At 58.4% G+C, this 14,103-nt stretch carries 12 protein-coding genes; 3 read left to right on the forward strand and 9 right to left on the reverse strand.

The window, feature by feature from the left end; genetic code table 11:
• Positions 1–63 precede the first annotated feature (63 nt).
• Positions 64–1,596: an acyl-CoA carboxylase subunit beta gene (locus tag ACR0LX_RS11305; RefSeq protein WP_480783812.1), complete on the reverse strand. Its 1,533-nt coding sequence runs from the start codon at positions 1,594–1,596 to the stop codon at positions 64–66.
• 183 nt (positions 1,597–1,779) lie between these two features.
• Between ACR0LX_RS11305 and ACR0LX_RS11310 the strand changes: the two genes are divergently transcribed.
• Positions 1,780–2,985, forward strand: coding sequence for a multidrug effflux MFS transporter (locus tag ACR0LX_RS11310; protein ID WP_480783813.1), 1,206 nt, complete (start codon positions 1,780–1,782; stop codon positions 2,983–2,985).
• Positions 2,986–3,048: 63 nt separating this feature from the next.
• On the forward strand, positions 3,049–4,449 hold the full coding sequence (locus ACR0LX_RS11315) for a helix-turn-helix domain-containing protein (RefSeq protein ID WP_480572857.1): 1,401 nt from the start codon (positions 3,049–3,051) through the stop codon (positions 4,447–4,449).
• A gap of 30 nt (positions 4,450–4,479) precedes the next feature.
• On the opposite strand, the gene ACR0LX_RS11320 is transcribed toward ACR0LX_RS11315, so the two are convergent.
• The 7 genes from ACR0LX_RS11320 to ACR0LX_RS11350 all read right to left on the reverse strand — a co-directional run bounded on the left by ACR0LX_RS11320 (position 4,480) and on the right by ACR0LX_RS11350 (position 11,734).
• Positions 4,480–4,719 carry an HP1242/YdcH family protein gene (locus tag ACR0LX_RS11320; protein ID WP_480572854.1) on the reverse strand — a complete coding sequence of 80 codons (240 nt, stop codon included), beginning with the start codon at positions 4,717–4,719 and terminating at the stop codon, positions 4,480–4,482.
• Positions 4,720–4,797: 78 nt separating this feature from the next.
• Positions 4,798–6,456 carry a choline dehydrogenase gene (gene betA / locus ACR0LX_RS11325; RefSeq protein ID WP_480783814.1) on the reverse strand — a complete coding sequence of 553 codons (1,659 nt, stop codon included), beginning with the start codon at positions 6,454–6,456 and terminating at the stop codon, positions 4,798–4,800.
• 77 nt (positions 6,457–6,533) lie between these two features.
• Complete coding sequence (betB, locus tag ACR0LX_RS11330; RefSeq protein WP_480783815.1) at positions 6,534–7,994, reverse strand: betaine-aldehyde dehydrogenase; 1,461 nt, start codon at positions 7,992–7,994, stop codon at positions 6,534–6,536.
• Between the two features lie 31 nt (positions 7,995–8,025).
• Positions 8,026–9,534, reverse strand: coding sequence for a choline-sulfatase (gene betC, locus ACR0LX_RS11335; RefSeq protein ID WP_480783816.1), 1,509 nt, complete (start codon positions 9,532–9,534; stop codon positions 8,026–8,028).
• Positions 9,521–10,102 carry a choline-binding transcriptional repressor BetI gene (gene betI / locus ACR0LX_RS11340; RefSeq protein WP_480783817.1) on the reverse strand — a complete coding sequence of 194 codons (582 nt, stop codon included), beginning with the start codon at positions 10,100–10,102 and terminating at the stop codon, positions 9,521–9,523. The genes betC and betI overlap by 14 nt, the downstream gene beginning before the upstream one ends.
• A 57-nt stretch (positions 10,103–10,159) precedes the next feature.
• The gene (locus ACR0LX_RS11345; RefSeq protein ID WP_480783818.1) at positions 10,160–11,095 is read right to left on the reverse strand and encodes a DMT family transporter; all 936 of its coding nucleotides are present in this window, start codon (positions 11,093–11,095) and stop codon (positions 10,160–10,162) included.
• A 39-nt stretch (positions 11,096–11,134) separates the two neighbouring features.
• On the reverse strand, positions 11,135–11,734 hold the full coding sequence (locus ACR0LX_RS11350) for a LysE/ArgO family amino acid transporter (RefSeq protein ID WP_480572836.1): 600 nt from the start codon (positions 11,732–11,734) through the stop codon (positions 11,135–11,137).
• Between the two features lie 84 nt (positions 11,735–11,818).
• On the opposite strand from ACR0LX_RS11350, the gene ACR0LX_RS11355 reads away from it, so the two are divergent.
• On the forward strand, positions 11,819–12,706 hold the full coding sequence (locus tag ACR0LX_RS11355; protein WP_480783819.1) for a LysR family transcriptional regulator ArgP: 888 nt from the start codon (positions 11,819–11,821) through the stop codon (positions 12,704–12,706).
• Between the two features lie 7 nt (positions 12,707–12,713).
• Here ACR0LX_RS11355 and ACR0LX_RS11360 read toward each other — a convergent pair whose 3' ends face one another.
• Complete coding sequence (locus tag ACR0LX_RS11360) at positions 12,714–13,982, reverse strand: MFS transporter (RefSeq protein WP_480783820.1); 1,269 nt, start codon at positions 13,980–13,982, stop codon at positions 12,714–12,716.
• Positions 13,983–14,103: the final 121 nt, after the last annotated feature.

The raw sequence follows: 14,103 nt of genomic DNA on the forward strand, positions 1-14,103 counted from the left end.
CTGCTTTGACGTCCTGTTTTACGAGTATTGGAAAACGCGGATGGGCTCACCCATCCACGTGGCTTACAACGGAATATTGTCGTGCTTTTTCCAAGGGTTCTTCAACTGCTTGCCCCGCAAGCTGGCAAATGCACGCGATACGCGTCGGCGGGTCGATTGCGGCATGATCACCTCATCGATGAATCCGCGCTCGGCGGCAACAAACGGATTGGCGAATCGGTCCTCATAGTCCTGTGTATGTCCGGCAATCTTGTCCGCATCGCCCAGGTCAGCACGGTGAATGATCTCGGTCGCGCCCTTGGCGCCCATTACCGCGATCTCGGCGGTTGGCCAGGCATAGTTGAAATCACCGCGCAGGTGTTTTGACGCCATCACGTCGTAGGCACCGCCATAGGCTTTGCGCGTGATGACGGTGACTTTCGGCACTGTGGCCTCGCCGTAGGCAAACAACAGTTTTGCACCATGCTTGATGACACCGCCATATTCCTGACTTGTCCCCGGCAAGAAGCCCGGAACATCCACGAAAGTCAGGATCGGGATTTCGAAACAATCGCAGAATCGGACAAACCGTGCCGCCTTGCGTGAGCTGTCGATGTCCAGGCACCCTGCCAGAACCATCGGCTGATTGGCCACCACGCCGACGGTCTGCCCCTCAAGCCGGATGAAACCGGTGATGATGTTCTTGGCGTAATCTTCCTGAATTTCGTAGAAATCACCCTCATCCGCAATTTTGGTGACAAGTTCTTTCATATCGTAAGGTGTGTTTGGGTTGTCGGGGATCAATGTGTCCAACGACGTCTCGATGCGATCGGGGTCGTCAAAGAAAGGCCGGACCGGAGGTTTTTCGCGATTGTTGAGCGGCAGGAAGTCCACCAGGCGGCGAACCTCGGCCAAAGCCTCAACGTCATTTTCGAACGCGCCATCGGCAACCGAAGATTTCTTGGTATGCGTCGATGCACCGCCCAGTTCCTCGGCGGTGACGACCTCGTTGGTGACGGTCTTCACCACATCTGGGCCGGTCACGAACATGTAGGAGGTGTCTTTGACCATAAAGATAAAGTCGGTCATCGCCGGGCTGTACACCGCACCACCGGCGCATGGCCCCATGATCACGCTGATCTGAGGTACCACGCCCGAGGCCATGATGTTGCGCTGGAACACCTCGGCGTAGCCAGCAAGCGAGGCGACGCCTTCCTGAATACGCGCGCCACCCGAGTCGTTTATTCCGATCACTGGCGCGCCGTTTTGCACCGCCATATCCATGATCTTGCAAATCTTCTGCGCATGGGTTTCCGACAGAGAGCCACCAAACACGGTGAAATCCTGGCTGAACACATAGACCATACGGCCATTGATCGTGCCCCAGCCTGTTACAACGCCGTCACCAGCAGGCTTTTGTTTTTCCATCCCGAAATCGGTGCAGCGATGGCTGACAAACATGTCGAACTCTTCAAAGCTGCCTTCGTCAACCAGCAGTTCGATCCGTTCCCGGGCCGTCAGTTTGCCGCGCGCATGTTGCGCGTCGATCCGCTTTTGTCCGCCACCAAGCCGCGCGTTGTTGCGGCGGTCTTCAAGCTCGGAAAGGATGTCTTTCATGGCGATTGTCCCCTGTGAAATCTGGCGCAACCATATAGCTACGCGACCAAGGCCAAAAGGAATTTTCAGCAAATTTGCAAAACTTTGGAAAATGTTCAAATGATAATTGCAAAGTTGCTAATTTTGGTCAGCAAATACAAAGTCGAATGGCAATCCCAGGAAACCCGCTTATACATGTGAACCATGCAGTTTAGATCATTATCCACGCATCGGTCCCCGCCGACAATCACCACGCTCGTGCTGCTTTCCGGGTTATCCGCACTCAGCATGAATCTCTTCCTGCCGAGCCTGCCAAATATGGCGCTGCATTTTGAGACTGACTACAAAGTCATGCAGCTGTCGATCGCTCTGTATCTGCTGGTAAATGCCGTGCTGCAAATTCTGATTGGGCCGATTGCCGACAAGGCCGGACGCCGTCCCGTTTTGCTGTGGGGGCTGGGACTGTTCCTTTTGGCGACGCTTGGCTGCATTTACGCACCAACAGCGCAGATTTTCCTGGTGTTTCGGATGTGCCAGGCCGTCATCGTCGTCGGCATTGTCCTTAGCCGCGCTGCCGTGCGCGATATGTACTCGCAGGACGAGGCAGCCTCGATGATCGGCTACGTCACGATGGGTATGGCTGTTGTGCCGATGATTGGCCCAGCGGTCGGCGGATTGCTCGAGGAAGCCTTTGGTTGGAAAGCCAATTTCTGGCTTCCATTTGCATTGGGCGCTCTTACGCTGGGCCTTACATATATGGACTTTGGCGAAACCACGGCCAAAAGCGGAAAGACCCTTCTGGAACAGTTTCGCGAGTATCCCGAGTTGCTGACATCGCCGCGGTTCTGGGGCTATTCGCTCTCCTCTGCGCTGTCCTCTGGCGCATTCTTCGCCTATCTGGGCGGGGCGCCCTATATCGGAACGGTGGTATTTGGGATGTCCGCAACCGAAGTCGGCATGTATTTTGGCGCCCCGGCGATCGGATATTTCTTCGGCAATTTCATCAGCGGTCGCTATTCCGTCCGGTTTGGCGTCAACAAAATGGTGCTTTGGGGATGCTGGTTGAACGCGGCAGGGGTCGCACTGTCCGCCGTATTGTTTCTTTCCAACCTGGGCACCGCTCTAAGCTTCTTTGGATTCATGACATTTGTCGGCCTGGGCAACGGCATGGCGATACCGAATGCAACCGCAGGGTCCCTGTCGGTGCGCCCCCATCTGGCGGCCACAGCATCGGGGCTGAGTGGCGCGATAATGCTGGGCGGAGGCGCAGCACTCAGCGCCCTGGCGGGCGCATTGCTGACCCGAGAAACCGGGGCAATGCCCTTGCTTTGGCTAATGCTCGCCACTTCGATATTGGCCATCCTTGCAATCACTTCAGTCATCCGCAGGGAGCGCAATTTGGGGCTTTAATACCTTGATCAACAGGGTTTGCAAAGTTAGCCTCCTCGAATAGTAAATCTGCAAAGGTGCGCTATGGCGACTCAGAAACTCTATGCCGGTGCGAAACTCCGAGAAATGCGGACGCGACTGACCCTGACGCAAAAGGAGTTCGCGGCAAAACTGGGAGTTTCCCTGCCCTATCTGAATCAGATGGAGAACAACAACCGACCGATATCAACGACGGTTGTTTTGTCTCTGGCGCAGGAATTCGGGATGGACGTCACCGAGCTCAGCACGGGCGACAGTGAACGCCTTGTTTCGGATATGCGCGAGGCTTTGTCCGATCCCCTGTTCACCGACAACATTCCGCCGCTGGCGGATCTGAGGCTGACCGCTTCGAACGCGCCTGCCCTGGCTCGGGCGTTTATCGAATTGCACCGCACCTATCGGCAAACCCACGAGCGGCTGGCCTCGCTGGACGAGGCGCTTGGCCGAGAAGACGCGCAAATTCAGGCAAGCCCGTGGGAGGAGGTGCGCGACTTTTTCCACTATTGCGACAACTACATTGACGCCGTTGACCGTGCCGCCGAACGGTTCGCTATGCGTGTCGAAGACGCTGGCAGCATTCGTCAGGCCGCGTTGGACAGCCTGACCGAACGCGGCATTCGGGTCAGCTTTGCCGATATGGAAACGCTGCGCAGCTATGATACCCAGGATAAGACCCTGCGCCTGTCATCCCGTGCGACGCCCCAGACGCAGGTCTTTCAGCTACTGTTGCAAGTGGCGTTGATCAGTCAGGACAAATTGTTGGAAGCCACATTGGATTTCGCAAAGTTCCAAAGCGACGAGGCGCGCTCGATCGCCAAGATCGGTCTGGCCAATTATTTTGCCGGCGCCTCGCTGATGCCTTACGCAAAGTTTCTGGCTGCCGCGCAGGATTATCGGCATGATCTGGAATTGCTCAGCAATCGGTTCGGAGCTTCGATCGAACAAGTTGCGCATCGTCTCTCGACCCTGCAGCGCCCGGGCGCAAAGGGCATCCCGTTTTTCTTTGTCCGGGTGGATCAGGCCGGAACGATCACCAAGCGCCACTCGGCCACACGGTTGCAATTTGCAAGGTTTGGTGGGGCCTGTCCGCTGTGGAACGTTCACCGTGCCTTTGAAACACCCGGCCATTTCCTGCGTCAATTGGCGGAAACGCCGGATGGGGTGCGCTATATCTCATTGGCTTGCGACGTGTCCAAATCCGGCGGCTCTTTTGGCGCGCCTGTTCGCCGTTATGCCATCGCATTGGGATGTGAAACACGGCACGCCGATGCGTTGGTCTATGCCGACAATCTGGATATCGGCAACGCCAGCGCCTATGAGCCGATCGGGATTTCATGCAGGATATGCGAGCGCCAAACCTGCCATCAACGTTCGGTCCCGCCGTTGGAACGTCGCCTGACAATTGACGCTCATTCCCGCGGAACCTTGCCTTACGAAGTTACATAGAAAGGGCGGGGAAACCCCGCCTTTTGCCGTTTACGCTTTGGACAGAATCGCCCAGATTTCATCCTTCAACACCGCGCGTTTCTTGCGCAGCTCAACTTCGGCCAGGTCTTCCATTGGCTCAACATTGGTTTCCGCCCGATGAACGGTGCGGTTGAGTTCGTGATACTCGTCCGCCAACCGCGCGAAATGTGCGTCGGTCTGCTTGAGCTGGCTCATCAGGTCAACTTTGTCCGGAAACTCTTCGGCCAGTTCATGCGGGGTGTGGGACATCTCTGTTCGCTCCTGATTCAACTTGTTGCAATACCGGTCTAAACGTCCGCCCGTCGCCCCGCTTTGACGCGGATCAAATCACCGCTGCCCTGTCGCCCAGGCAGGATGAATCCACGGGCGGTCATTGGCCTTTGGCAATGGATCCTTGCCCAGCAAGTGGTCCGAGACCTTCTCGCCGACCATGATCGAGGGCGCGTTGAGGTTTCCGTTGGTGATCTGAGGAAAGATCGAACTGTCCGCGACACGCAACCCGTCCACGCCGATCACGCGACCCTCTGGGTCGACAACTGCATGCTTGTCATCCGCGCGGCCCATCCGGCAGGTTCCACATGGGTGATAGGCGCTTTCGGCGTGTTCAGCGATAAAGCCGTTCAGTTCTTCGTCGGTCTGCACTTCTGCACCGGGCTGGATTTCCTTGCCCGCAAAGGGTTTGAATGCATCCTGCCCGAAAATCTCGCGCGTCAGGCGAATACAGGTCCGGAAATCCTCCCAGTCCTGTTCGTGGCTCATATAATTGAACCGGATCACCGGCGCGTCCTCGGCCCGCGCTGACCGTAGCGTCACCGCCCCGCGAGATGGGGATCGCATCGGCCCCACATGGGCCTGGAACCCGTGCCCTTCGGCCGCCGCCTGACCGTCATAGCGCACTGCAATGGGCAGGAAATGATACTGGATATCGGGATATTCCACGCCCGGCTTCGATCGAATGAACGCAGCACTTTCGAACTGGTTTGAGGCCCCAAGCCCGGTTTTGGTAAACAACCACTGCGCGCCGATGATGCCTTTGCTGATCAGGTTCCAGTGCTTGTAGAGGGTTATTGGCTGAAGCGAGGCCTGCTGTATGTAAAGCTCCAGATGGTCTTGCAGATTTGCCCCCACACCGGGACGATCCGCAATCACATCGATGTCATGTTCCGCCAGATGGGCGGCAGGTCCAATCCCCGACAGCATCAACAGCTTGGGTGAATTGATTGACGAGGCAGCAAGCACGACTTCGCGCCGGGCGTGGATGATCTCGGTCTTGCCACCGCGGGTCAGTTCCACACCGATTGCGCGCCCGTTTTCAAAGATCACACGAGACGCCAGGCCCTTCACGATTTCACAGTTCTCGCGCCTGAGCGCCGGTTTCAGATAGGCATTTGCAGCCGACCAGCGCCGTCCTTTCCAGACGGTCTGTTCCATCGGGCCAAAGCCTTCCTGTTTTTCGCCGTTATAGTCGCCGGTTACTTCATACCCGGCCTGTTGGCCCGCATCGACAAACGCCTTGAACAGCGGATTCTCACGCGGCCCGCGCGACACGTGCAGCGGCCCGTCGGTGCCGCGCCAACTGGGGTCGCCACCGTGACCACCATCGTGCCAGGTCTCCATCCGTTTGTAATAGGGCAGGACATCCGCGTAGGACCAGCCATCTGCCCCCATATCGGCCCACGTATCGAAATCGCGGGCATGACCGCGCACATAGACCATACCGTTGATCGAGGACGACCCCCCGATCACCTTGCCGCGTGGGCAGGCCAGTCGCCTGTTGTTCAGATGTGGTTCCGGTTCGGACTTATATCCCCAGTCATACCGCGCCATGTTCATCGGATAGCTGAGCGCTGCCGGCATCTGAATGAACGGTCCCACATCGGTTCCACCATGTTCGATCACCAGAACCGAGGCGCCCGCCTCGCTTAACCGGTAGGCCATCGCGCATCCGGCGGAGCCTGCGCCAACGATGACAAAATCTGCTTCCATCTCTGTCTCCTAAGCCCTTGGGCTTATTTCGGAACCTGTCCCAGCGTTCCAATCTATCTTCTCATGCTCGCGCGCGTTCAGAACGGCGCCTCAAGATCACCCATGCGCACAAAGACCGACTTGAGCTGCGAATAATGCTCGATCGCGGCCGCCGAATTCTCGCGCCCGACACCAGAAAGTTTCGAGCCACCAAAAGGCACTTCGACCGGGGCGTCATTGTAGCTGTTGATAAAGCAGGTTCCCGCCTCGAATCCGGCAGCAACACGATGCGCGCGCGTCAGGTCGCGGGTGAACACGCCTGCGGCCAGCCCGAATTCGGTGTTGTTGGCGCGGGCCAGCACCTCTGCTTCGTCGGTAAAGTCCAGCACCGCCATGACCGGGCCAAAAATCTCTTCGCGGGCAATGGTCATGTCGTCGGTGACCTCTGCGAATACGGTCGGTTGCAGGTAGAATCCCTCTTGATCAAGGCGTTCGCCGCCTGTGATCAGGCGTGCGCCTTCTTCAACGCCTTTGGCGATATAACCCTGCACGATCTCCATCTGTCTTTCGCTGACCATTGGGCCAAAGCTGGTCTCGGTGTCCATCGGATCGCCAATTTTTGCCTGCTGAAGCCGTTCGCTCAGTCGCGTCAGAAACGCATCCTTGATGCCGGATTGAACAAACACCCGCGTGCCGTTCGAACAGACCTGACCCGACGAGTAGAAGTTGCCCAGAATGGCCCCGGAAACCGCATTTTCCAGATCGGCATCGTCGAAGATGATCAAGGGCGACTTGCCGCCAAGCTCCATCGTCACATGCTTCATCTCTGCGGCGGCAGCCGCGTAGACCTTCTTGCCGGTCGGCACCGACCCGGTCAGCGAGACCTTGTCGACACGTGGATCGGTCACAAGTGCCGCTCCGACCTCACCCATACCTTGCACGACATTGTAGAGCCCGGCGGGCAAACCAGCCTCGTGCAAGATCTCGGCCACTTTCAGCGCGCAAAGCGGCGTCGTCTCGGAGGGTTTGAAGATCATCGCATTTCCGCAGGCCAGCGCCGGAGCACCTTTCCAGCAGGCGATCTGGGTGGGATAGTTCCAAGCTCCGATACCGACGCAAACGCCCAGCGGTTCGCGCTGGGTATAGGCCCAGTCACCACCGCTTAGCGGAATGTGCGATCCCGTCAGCGTTGCCGCCATTCCACCGAAATATTCCAGCGCATCCGCGCCGCTCGTGGCATCCGCGACCGAGGTTTCCTGATAGGGTTTGCCGGTGTCATAGGTTTCCAGCATACTCAGGACATGATTGCGGTCGCGCATCATGTCCGCCGCCCGGCGCAGAATGCGACCGCGTTCGGTGCCACTGGTGGCGGCCCATTCCTTCTGCGCCCGGCGCGCACTTTCAATCGCGCGCTCGACAATGGCCGGGGTGGCGGCATGCACCGTCGCGATAACCTCTCCGGTGGCGGGGTAGATCACCTCGATCGGCGCGCCTGAGGTATCCTCGACATATTCGCCGCCGATAAAATGGCTGGCGGTGGGTTGGGTCTTGTACGTCATCGTCTTGTGAAATCCGGTCTTCAGGATGGGGTCATTCACCGCGCGGAAAGCGTTGACTTTCCTCGACGATATTCAGGTCCATGTGATTGCGCATGTAACGCTCGGATGCCTTTTGCAGCGGCTGGTAGTCCCAGGGGTAATAGCCGCCCTGCCGCAACGCCTCGTACACGACCCAGCGGCGCGCCTGGCTGGCGCGGACATCGGCGTCGAACCGGTCCAGATCCCAGCGCGCTTGAGATTTTTCGCGAAGTGTTTGCAAGGTTCCCGAATGTTCGGGCGCATCCGCAAGGTTGGTGCGTTCATGCGGGTCTGCCTCAAGATCAAACAGCTGATCCGGGTCCAGCGCGCAGCGGTTGTATTTCCATTTTCCATAGCGCAGCGATACCAGCGGCGCATAAGACGCCTCGGCCGTGTATTCCATCGCCACAGGGGCTGTACGCTCGATCCCATTGGCCAGCGGAACCAGATCCTCGCCATCGGTCCAGGGGGCAATTTCAGCCATATCGACGCCAGCCAATGCACCCAGCGTCGGCGTCACATCAATGGTGGACACAGGCGTGTCGATCCGGCCTGCTGGCAAACCGGGCGCCGAGATCATCAACGGCACCCGCGACGAGCCTTCGAAGAAGGTCATCTTGAACCACAGACCGCGCTCGCCCAGCATATCGCCGTGGTCCGAGACGAACAGGACGATCGCCTCTTGCCGTGTGGTTTCGAGCACCTCGAGGATTTCGCCGATCTTGTCGTCCAGATACGAGATATTGGCGAAATAGGCGCGTCGTGATTTGCGGATATCCTCTTCGGTGATGTTGAAACTGCGCCAATCGTTAGCGTCGAAGATGCGCTTGGAATGCGGGTCCTGATTGTCATAGCCCAAATCCGCCACTTCGGGCAGCAGATGCTCGCAATCCTCGTAGAGATCCCAGTATTTGCGACGCGCCACATAAGGGTCATGTGGATGCGTAAAACTGACCGTTAACGCCCACGGACGGTCATCTTTGCCGCGCGCCAGATCGTATAGCTTGGCTTTGGCGTTATAGGCGACCTCGTCGTCATACTCCATCTGGTTCGAGATTTCGGCCACACCAGCGCCCGTCACCGAGCCCATGTTGTGGTACCACCAGTCGATCCGCTCGCCCGGTTTGCGGTAATCCGGCGTCCAGCCAAAATCAGCCGGGTAGATATCGGTGGTCAAACGATCCTCGAACCCGTGCAACTGGTCGGGACCCACAAAGTGCATCTTGCCCGAAAGGCAGGTGTAATACCCGGCCCGGCGCAGGTGGTGGGCATAGGTCGGGATGTCGCTGCGAAACTCGGCCGCGTTGTCATAAACCCCGGTGCGTGACGGCAACTGACCGGACATAAAACTGGCCCGACCCGGCGCACAAAGCGGCGAGGCCGTATAGGCATTGGCAAACCGCGTCGACCGCGCGGCCAATTTTTTGAGATTGGGCGCGTGCAACCAATCTGCCGGACCATCGGGAAAGAGGGTACCGTTCAGCTGATCCACCATCAGGATCAGAATATTAGGTTTGGTCATTATTCACCTGTAGAAACGTGGCGAGAACACGCAGCGCATGGTTCTCGGCCAATTTCGGCTCTTGTGGGGCGTTGAGTGCGGCGCGGATATACAGACCGTCGATAAGGGCAACCATGTCTTCGGATGCCTCAACCGGATCGGCAATCATCGGGCGTAGAGCGCTGATAAGATTTGACCGGATTCGCGCCTGATAGATCCGCCACAGGCGCAGGGCGTCGTCGTTTGTCTGGGCCAGCACATAAAATGTCATCCAGGCGGCAATCACATCCGGTGTAAAGCACGAAGGCGCGAAACAGGCCCGGATGATCGCGCGCGGCCGCTCGTCTGGCGTGGCGTCCTTAAGCTGCTGCCGGGCCTCGGCACCAAAATCACTGAGAATCTGGCGCATGGCTGCCAGAAATATCTGATCTTTGCCGCCGAAATAATGATGTGCCAGCGCGCTGGACATACCTGCACGCTTGGCGATCTGACTGACCGTCACGTCCAGGGATTTTTTCACGCCAAGTTCGGCAATCGTCGCTTTGACGATTGCTTCTCGCCGGATCGGTTCCATTCCCAGCTTTGGCATTTCGGCCTCTCTGCCACACCCAACAGAGTGAAAAGCTACGAGGTTTTTATTGACTCGTCAATCAATAACCTTCTGCGGTCGATCACCGGGCGTTTCTGATCCTTGTAGGGGTGTGTTGCCTGCACGTTGCAGCACCGCTTCGCGCCATGTGATAAAGCTGAGCGCGACCAGGATCAGCGTACCCCCGGATACGACCCAGATGTCAACCCGCTCGTGAAACAACAGCGCGCCCAGCAATGTGGCCCAGATCAGCTGCAAGAACGTCACCGGCTGGGTGACAGCGACCGGCGCGGCCTGCAGGGCCAGTGTCATGAAATAATGCCCGGCCGTTGCAAAGCTGGCGATCAGGAACAGGATCCCGATATCTTCGAGCTTGGGCGGTTCCCATACGGCGATTGCGAAGGGAATCAAGGCGATCGTGACCCAGATCGAAAGATGCGCAACGACCACCGAAGGCGGTATGTCGCGCACCAACACCTTGGCCAGAAGGTACGAACCACCCAGCGTCAGCGAGGTTCCCAGCATCGCGATATGCCCGGGCGATATCTCGCGGAAACCCGGGCGCAGGATGATCAGGACACCCACCAGTGCCACGCCGATGGCAGCAATCCGACGAAAGGCCAGTTTTTCGCCCAGAAACAGGGCCGCGCCCAAGGTGACATAGACGGGCGTCATGTAGTTCATCGCCGTAACCTCGGCCAAGGGAATGCGGGTCATCGCAAAAAACCACAGCATCACTGCGGCGGCGTGAACCACACCGCGAACCCCGAACAGGGTCACATTTCGGCGTGTCATGCGGGTGTTCAGAATTGCCCGGAGCGCCGGTAGCAAAAATACCAGTCCCAGCGCATAGCGCAGGAACGCCGCCTGAATCGGGTTCATCGTGGTGCCCAGAGATTTCACCAGCGCGGTCATCCCGACAAAGGACAGACCAGCGGCGAACATCCAGAACATCCCCACAAGCGGGCGCGATTGATCTTCGGGTGAACTCATGTGTGTGTTGAACACCTATTCCCGCAGATCGACAACCCTTCACATGGTAACAAGTTTCACCGCGATCCCCAGCATCACCACCCCGATTACGATGTCGAGTATTTGCCAGGCCCGGGCGCGGGCAAAGATCGGCGACAGAACCCCTGCTCCGTAGCCCAAAGAAAAGAAGAACACGAAACTGGATACCATGGCACCGATCGCAAATCCCAAGCGGCTGTCATACTGCGCCGAGATCGACCCGATCAGCACCACCGTATCCAGATAGACATGCGGATTGAGCCAGGTGAAGGCCAGCACCGTCAGCAAAGCCGCGCGCAGGCTGGTGCGCTGCCCTTCACCGACCTGCATCACCGCTCCGCCCTGCCAGGCCGACCAAAAGCTGCGCAGTGCGTACCAGGTTAGAAACACGGCGCCGCCATAGCGCATCACAGTTTCGAACCACGGCGCGGCCTGCGCCAGCGTCCCGAAACCGGCGACCCCTGCGGCGATCAGGATTGCATCCGACACGGCGCAGGTCAGGCACAGTACAAAGACATGCTCGCGCCGCAGCCCCTGCCGCAGCACAAAGGCATTTTGCGCACCGATGGCCAGGATCAGGCTGAAACCCAAGGCAAAGCCAGCGATCAGGGATGTGGTCATGAAACCTCCTGTGATTGGGCGTTGACTATCCGAGCTGCGCGACCCTATCAAATTAAAGAAAGTAAGCTTGGATTAGTTCTGCTAATGAGGTTCGACCCGCACCACCTGTCCGCCTTATCCGCCATTCTGCGCCATGGCAGCTTCGAGGTTGCCGCAGCAGAATTGGCGGTGACACCCTCGGCCATCTCGCAGCGGATCAAGGCGCTCGAGGATCGGGTGGGGGCAACTTTGATCCATCGCGGAACACCCTGCACAGGCACTCGGGCCGGGCTGAGGATTGCGCGACATGCCGAGGATATCGGCGTGCTTGAGGCGCAATTGGGCCGCGATCTGGCGCTTCGCAACGCCTCTGCCCCGGCCCGGGTCAGGATTGCGGTCCCCGCAGACAGTCTGGCGACCTGGTTCATAGACGCCATGGCCCAAACGGACGGGCTGATGTTTGACCTTGTGATTGATGATCAGGACCATTCCGCAGATTGGTTGCGGCGCGGCGCGGTCAGCGCCGCTGTGACTGTGGGTGGTCAGTCGGTGACGGGCTGCGATTCCCTCGCGCTGGGGTCCTTGCGCTATCTGGCAACGGCCAGCCCGGCCTTTATCCAAACCTGGTTCGCACAAGGCGTCACTGACAAATCTCTGTCCCGCGCGCCATGCCTGACCTTCAATCAGAAAGACACGTTGCAAACGGCATGGATGCGCGCGCAATTGGGCACTCGCTTGTCACCGCCGACACATTTCCTGCCCTCAGCACATGGGTTCATCGAAGCGGCCGCTGCGGGGCTTGGTTGGGGCATGAACCCGGAACCGCTGGCCCGGTCCTGGATCACGGATGGTCGGTTACAGGAACTGATACCGGATGCGCCGCTGGACATTCCGTTGACCTGGCAGGTCGGGCGCATCCTCGCCCCGTCTCTGGCCCCACTAACCCGTGCAGCGCGGCGCGCTGCGGCTCAGGTCATGGTGCCGTCCAACTGACGTCGGTTCAAGCGGCCTCGGCCCGATCCCGGTTCGGAACAACCACGCGATAGCACAGAATGGCAGCAATAATGCTGACCGCCGAGATAAACAATACCGCCAGAGAGACTTCGTTCATATGCGCGACCGCAGCCAGAACGGATGAAAGGATCACTGCCGTGATCCGGCACAGGCTTTTGACCGCTGCGGCGCCCTGCACGCGCTGATCCTTGGGGGCCACGTCCAGAAAATACAGCTTGCGGGCGCTGCTGACGCCGGTCACAGCCACGGTGACCACGAACAATGCAACGGCGTGCAGGTGAACGTCGTGATCCGCGTCAAGATAGTGCACCGCCACCAGCGCCAACCCGGTGGCTGCCACCAGCAACGTGCCGGTCACCATAACCGCCCGATGCGACTTCATGTTGACCGCCTGCCACAGAGGCGCAGACACCAGATAGCCCGAGGCCGATGAAATGATCATCGCTGTCAGCCCCCTGGCCGAGGTGTGATGCGCCTCAGCTGCGATCAGCGCGAAGAATGGCACCGACAGGGACACGACTACCAGCGGCATACGCATGACCATGTATCGCCGGAACCAAGGTTGATCGAACATGCGGACGATATTGGTGAAGTTCTGGGAAAACTTACGCTTTTTTGCTGGTTTTTCGGATTCCGGTGTCTTTTTGGCCGCCTCGGACATTGCAAGAATCGACAGACCCGACAACACAAAAAACGCGAACGAAACCGCGATGACAGCGGAATGCCTTGAAAACGGCGGGTTGTCCTTCATGACCTGATGGATCAGCAAAGCCAGACCTATGGCCCCCAATCCGCCCGCGCCAAGCTGTAAATAGTGCAATACCATCCGATGCTTGGATTTTACGTGATCCCCAAGCAGGTCGGTAAACATCAGCGACTGTATCTCTTCGATAAGGCCAATCAGAAGAAAGGCCGAGACAAATGCGACCGCGATCACCGGAACCACGCCGGTGGCAGCAATGGCGAGCGCCATGACAAGGCAGGCACCGATGGCAAATTCGGTCATGGCAATGGCGCGTTTCTTCCGCTCGCGCGTTGCGATTGTCTGCGCAAGGAACACATCGGCGATCATACTGCCGGTCATACGAACCGAAACCAGCGCCCCGGCCAGAAACATCGGCATTTCCAGCGAAATCGCCAGAAAGGGCAGAACGACCGAGGGGCTTCCCAACGTCCAGGCAATCTGGGACAGGATGCTCTGCCCGGCCAGAACCGGAACATTCCGCTTAGCCGGATCAGTGGGTTTGTCCGTCATCTACCTGCCTGTGTCATGACCATGCCGGTCGCCGCATCTGGTTGCGCGACCGCAACCCGGGAAATGTACCCACTTTCACCGCAACGGCCAAGAACCCTTTGATCCAACAAAAAACCCCGGT

The organism is Ruegeria sp. CH11 (genome assembly GCF_056537105.1).

Bases quoted from the DNA above. Each gene is read 5' to 3' on its own strand.
- ACR0LX_RS11305 (WP_480783812.1), bottom strand. From the start codon at position 1,596: ATGAAAGACATCCTTTCCGAGCTTGAAGACCGCCGCAACAACGCGCGG.
- ACR0LX_RS11310 (WP_480783813.1), top strand. From the start codon at position 1,780: ATGCAGTTTAGATCATTATCCACGCATCGGTCCCCGCCGACAATCACC.
- ACR0LX_RS11315 (WP_480572857.1), top strand. From the start codon at position 3,049: ATGGCGACTCAGAAACTCTATGCCGGTGCGAAACTCCGAGAAATGCGG.
- ACR0LX_RS11320 (WP_480572854.1), bottom strand. From the start codon at position 4,719: ATGTCCCACACCCCGCATGAACTGGCCGAAGAGTTTCCGGACAAAGTT.
- betA (WP_480783814.1), bottom strand. From the start codon at position 6,456: ATGGAAGCAGATTTTGTCATCGTTGGCGCAGGCTCCGCCGGATGCGCG.
- betB (WP_480783815.1), bottom strand. From the start codon at position 7,994: ATGACGTACAAGACCCAACCCACCGCCAGCCATTTTATCGGCGGCGAA.
- betC (WP_480783816.1), bottom strand. From the start codon at position 9,534: ATGACCAAACCTAATATTCTGATCCTGATGGTGGATCAGCTGAACGGT.
- betI (WP_480783817.1), bottom strand. From the start codon at position 10,102: ATGCCAAAGCTGGGAATGGAACCGATCCGGCGAGAAGCAATCGTCAAA.
- ACR0LX_RS11345 (WP_480783818.1), bottom strand. From the start codon at position 11,095: ATGAGTTCACCCGAAGATCAATCGCGCCCGCTTGTGGGGATGTTCTGG.
- ACR0LX_RS11350 (WP_480572836.1), bottom strand. From the start codon at position 11,734: ATGACCACATCCCTGATCGCTGGCTTTGCCTTGGGTTTCAGCCTGATC.
- ACR0LX_RS11355 (WP_480783819.1), top strand. From the start codon at position 11,819: ATGAGGTTCGACCCGCACCACCTGTCCGCCTTATCCGCCATTCTGCGC.
- ACR0LX_RS11360 (WP_480783820.1), bottom strand. From the start codon at position 13,982: ATGACGGACAAACCCACTGATCCGGCTAAGCGGAATGTTCCGGTTCTG.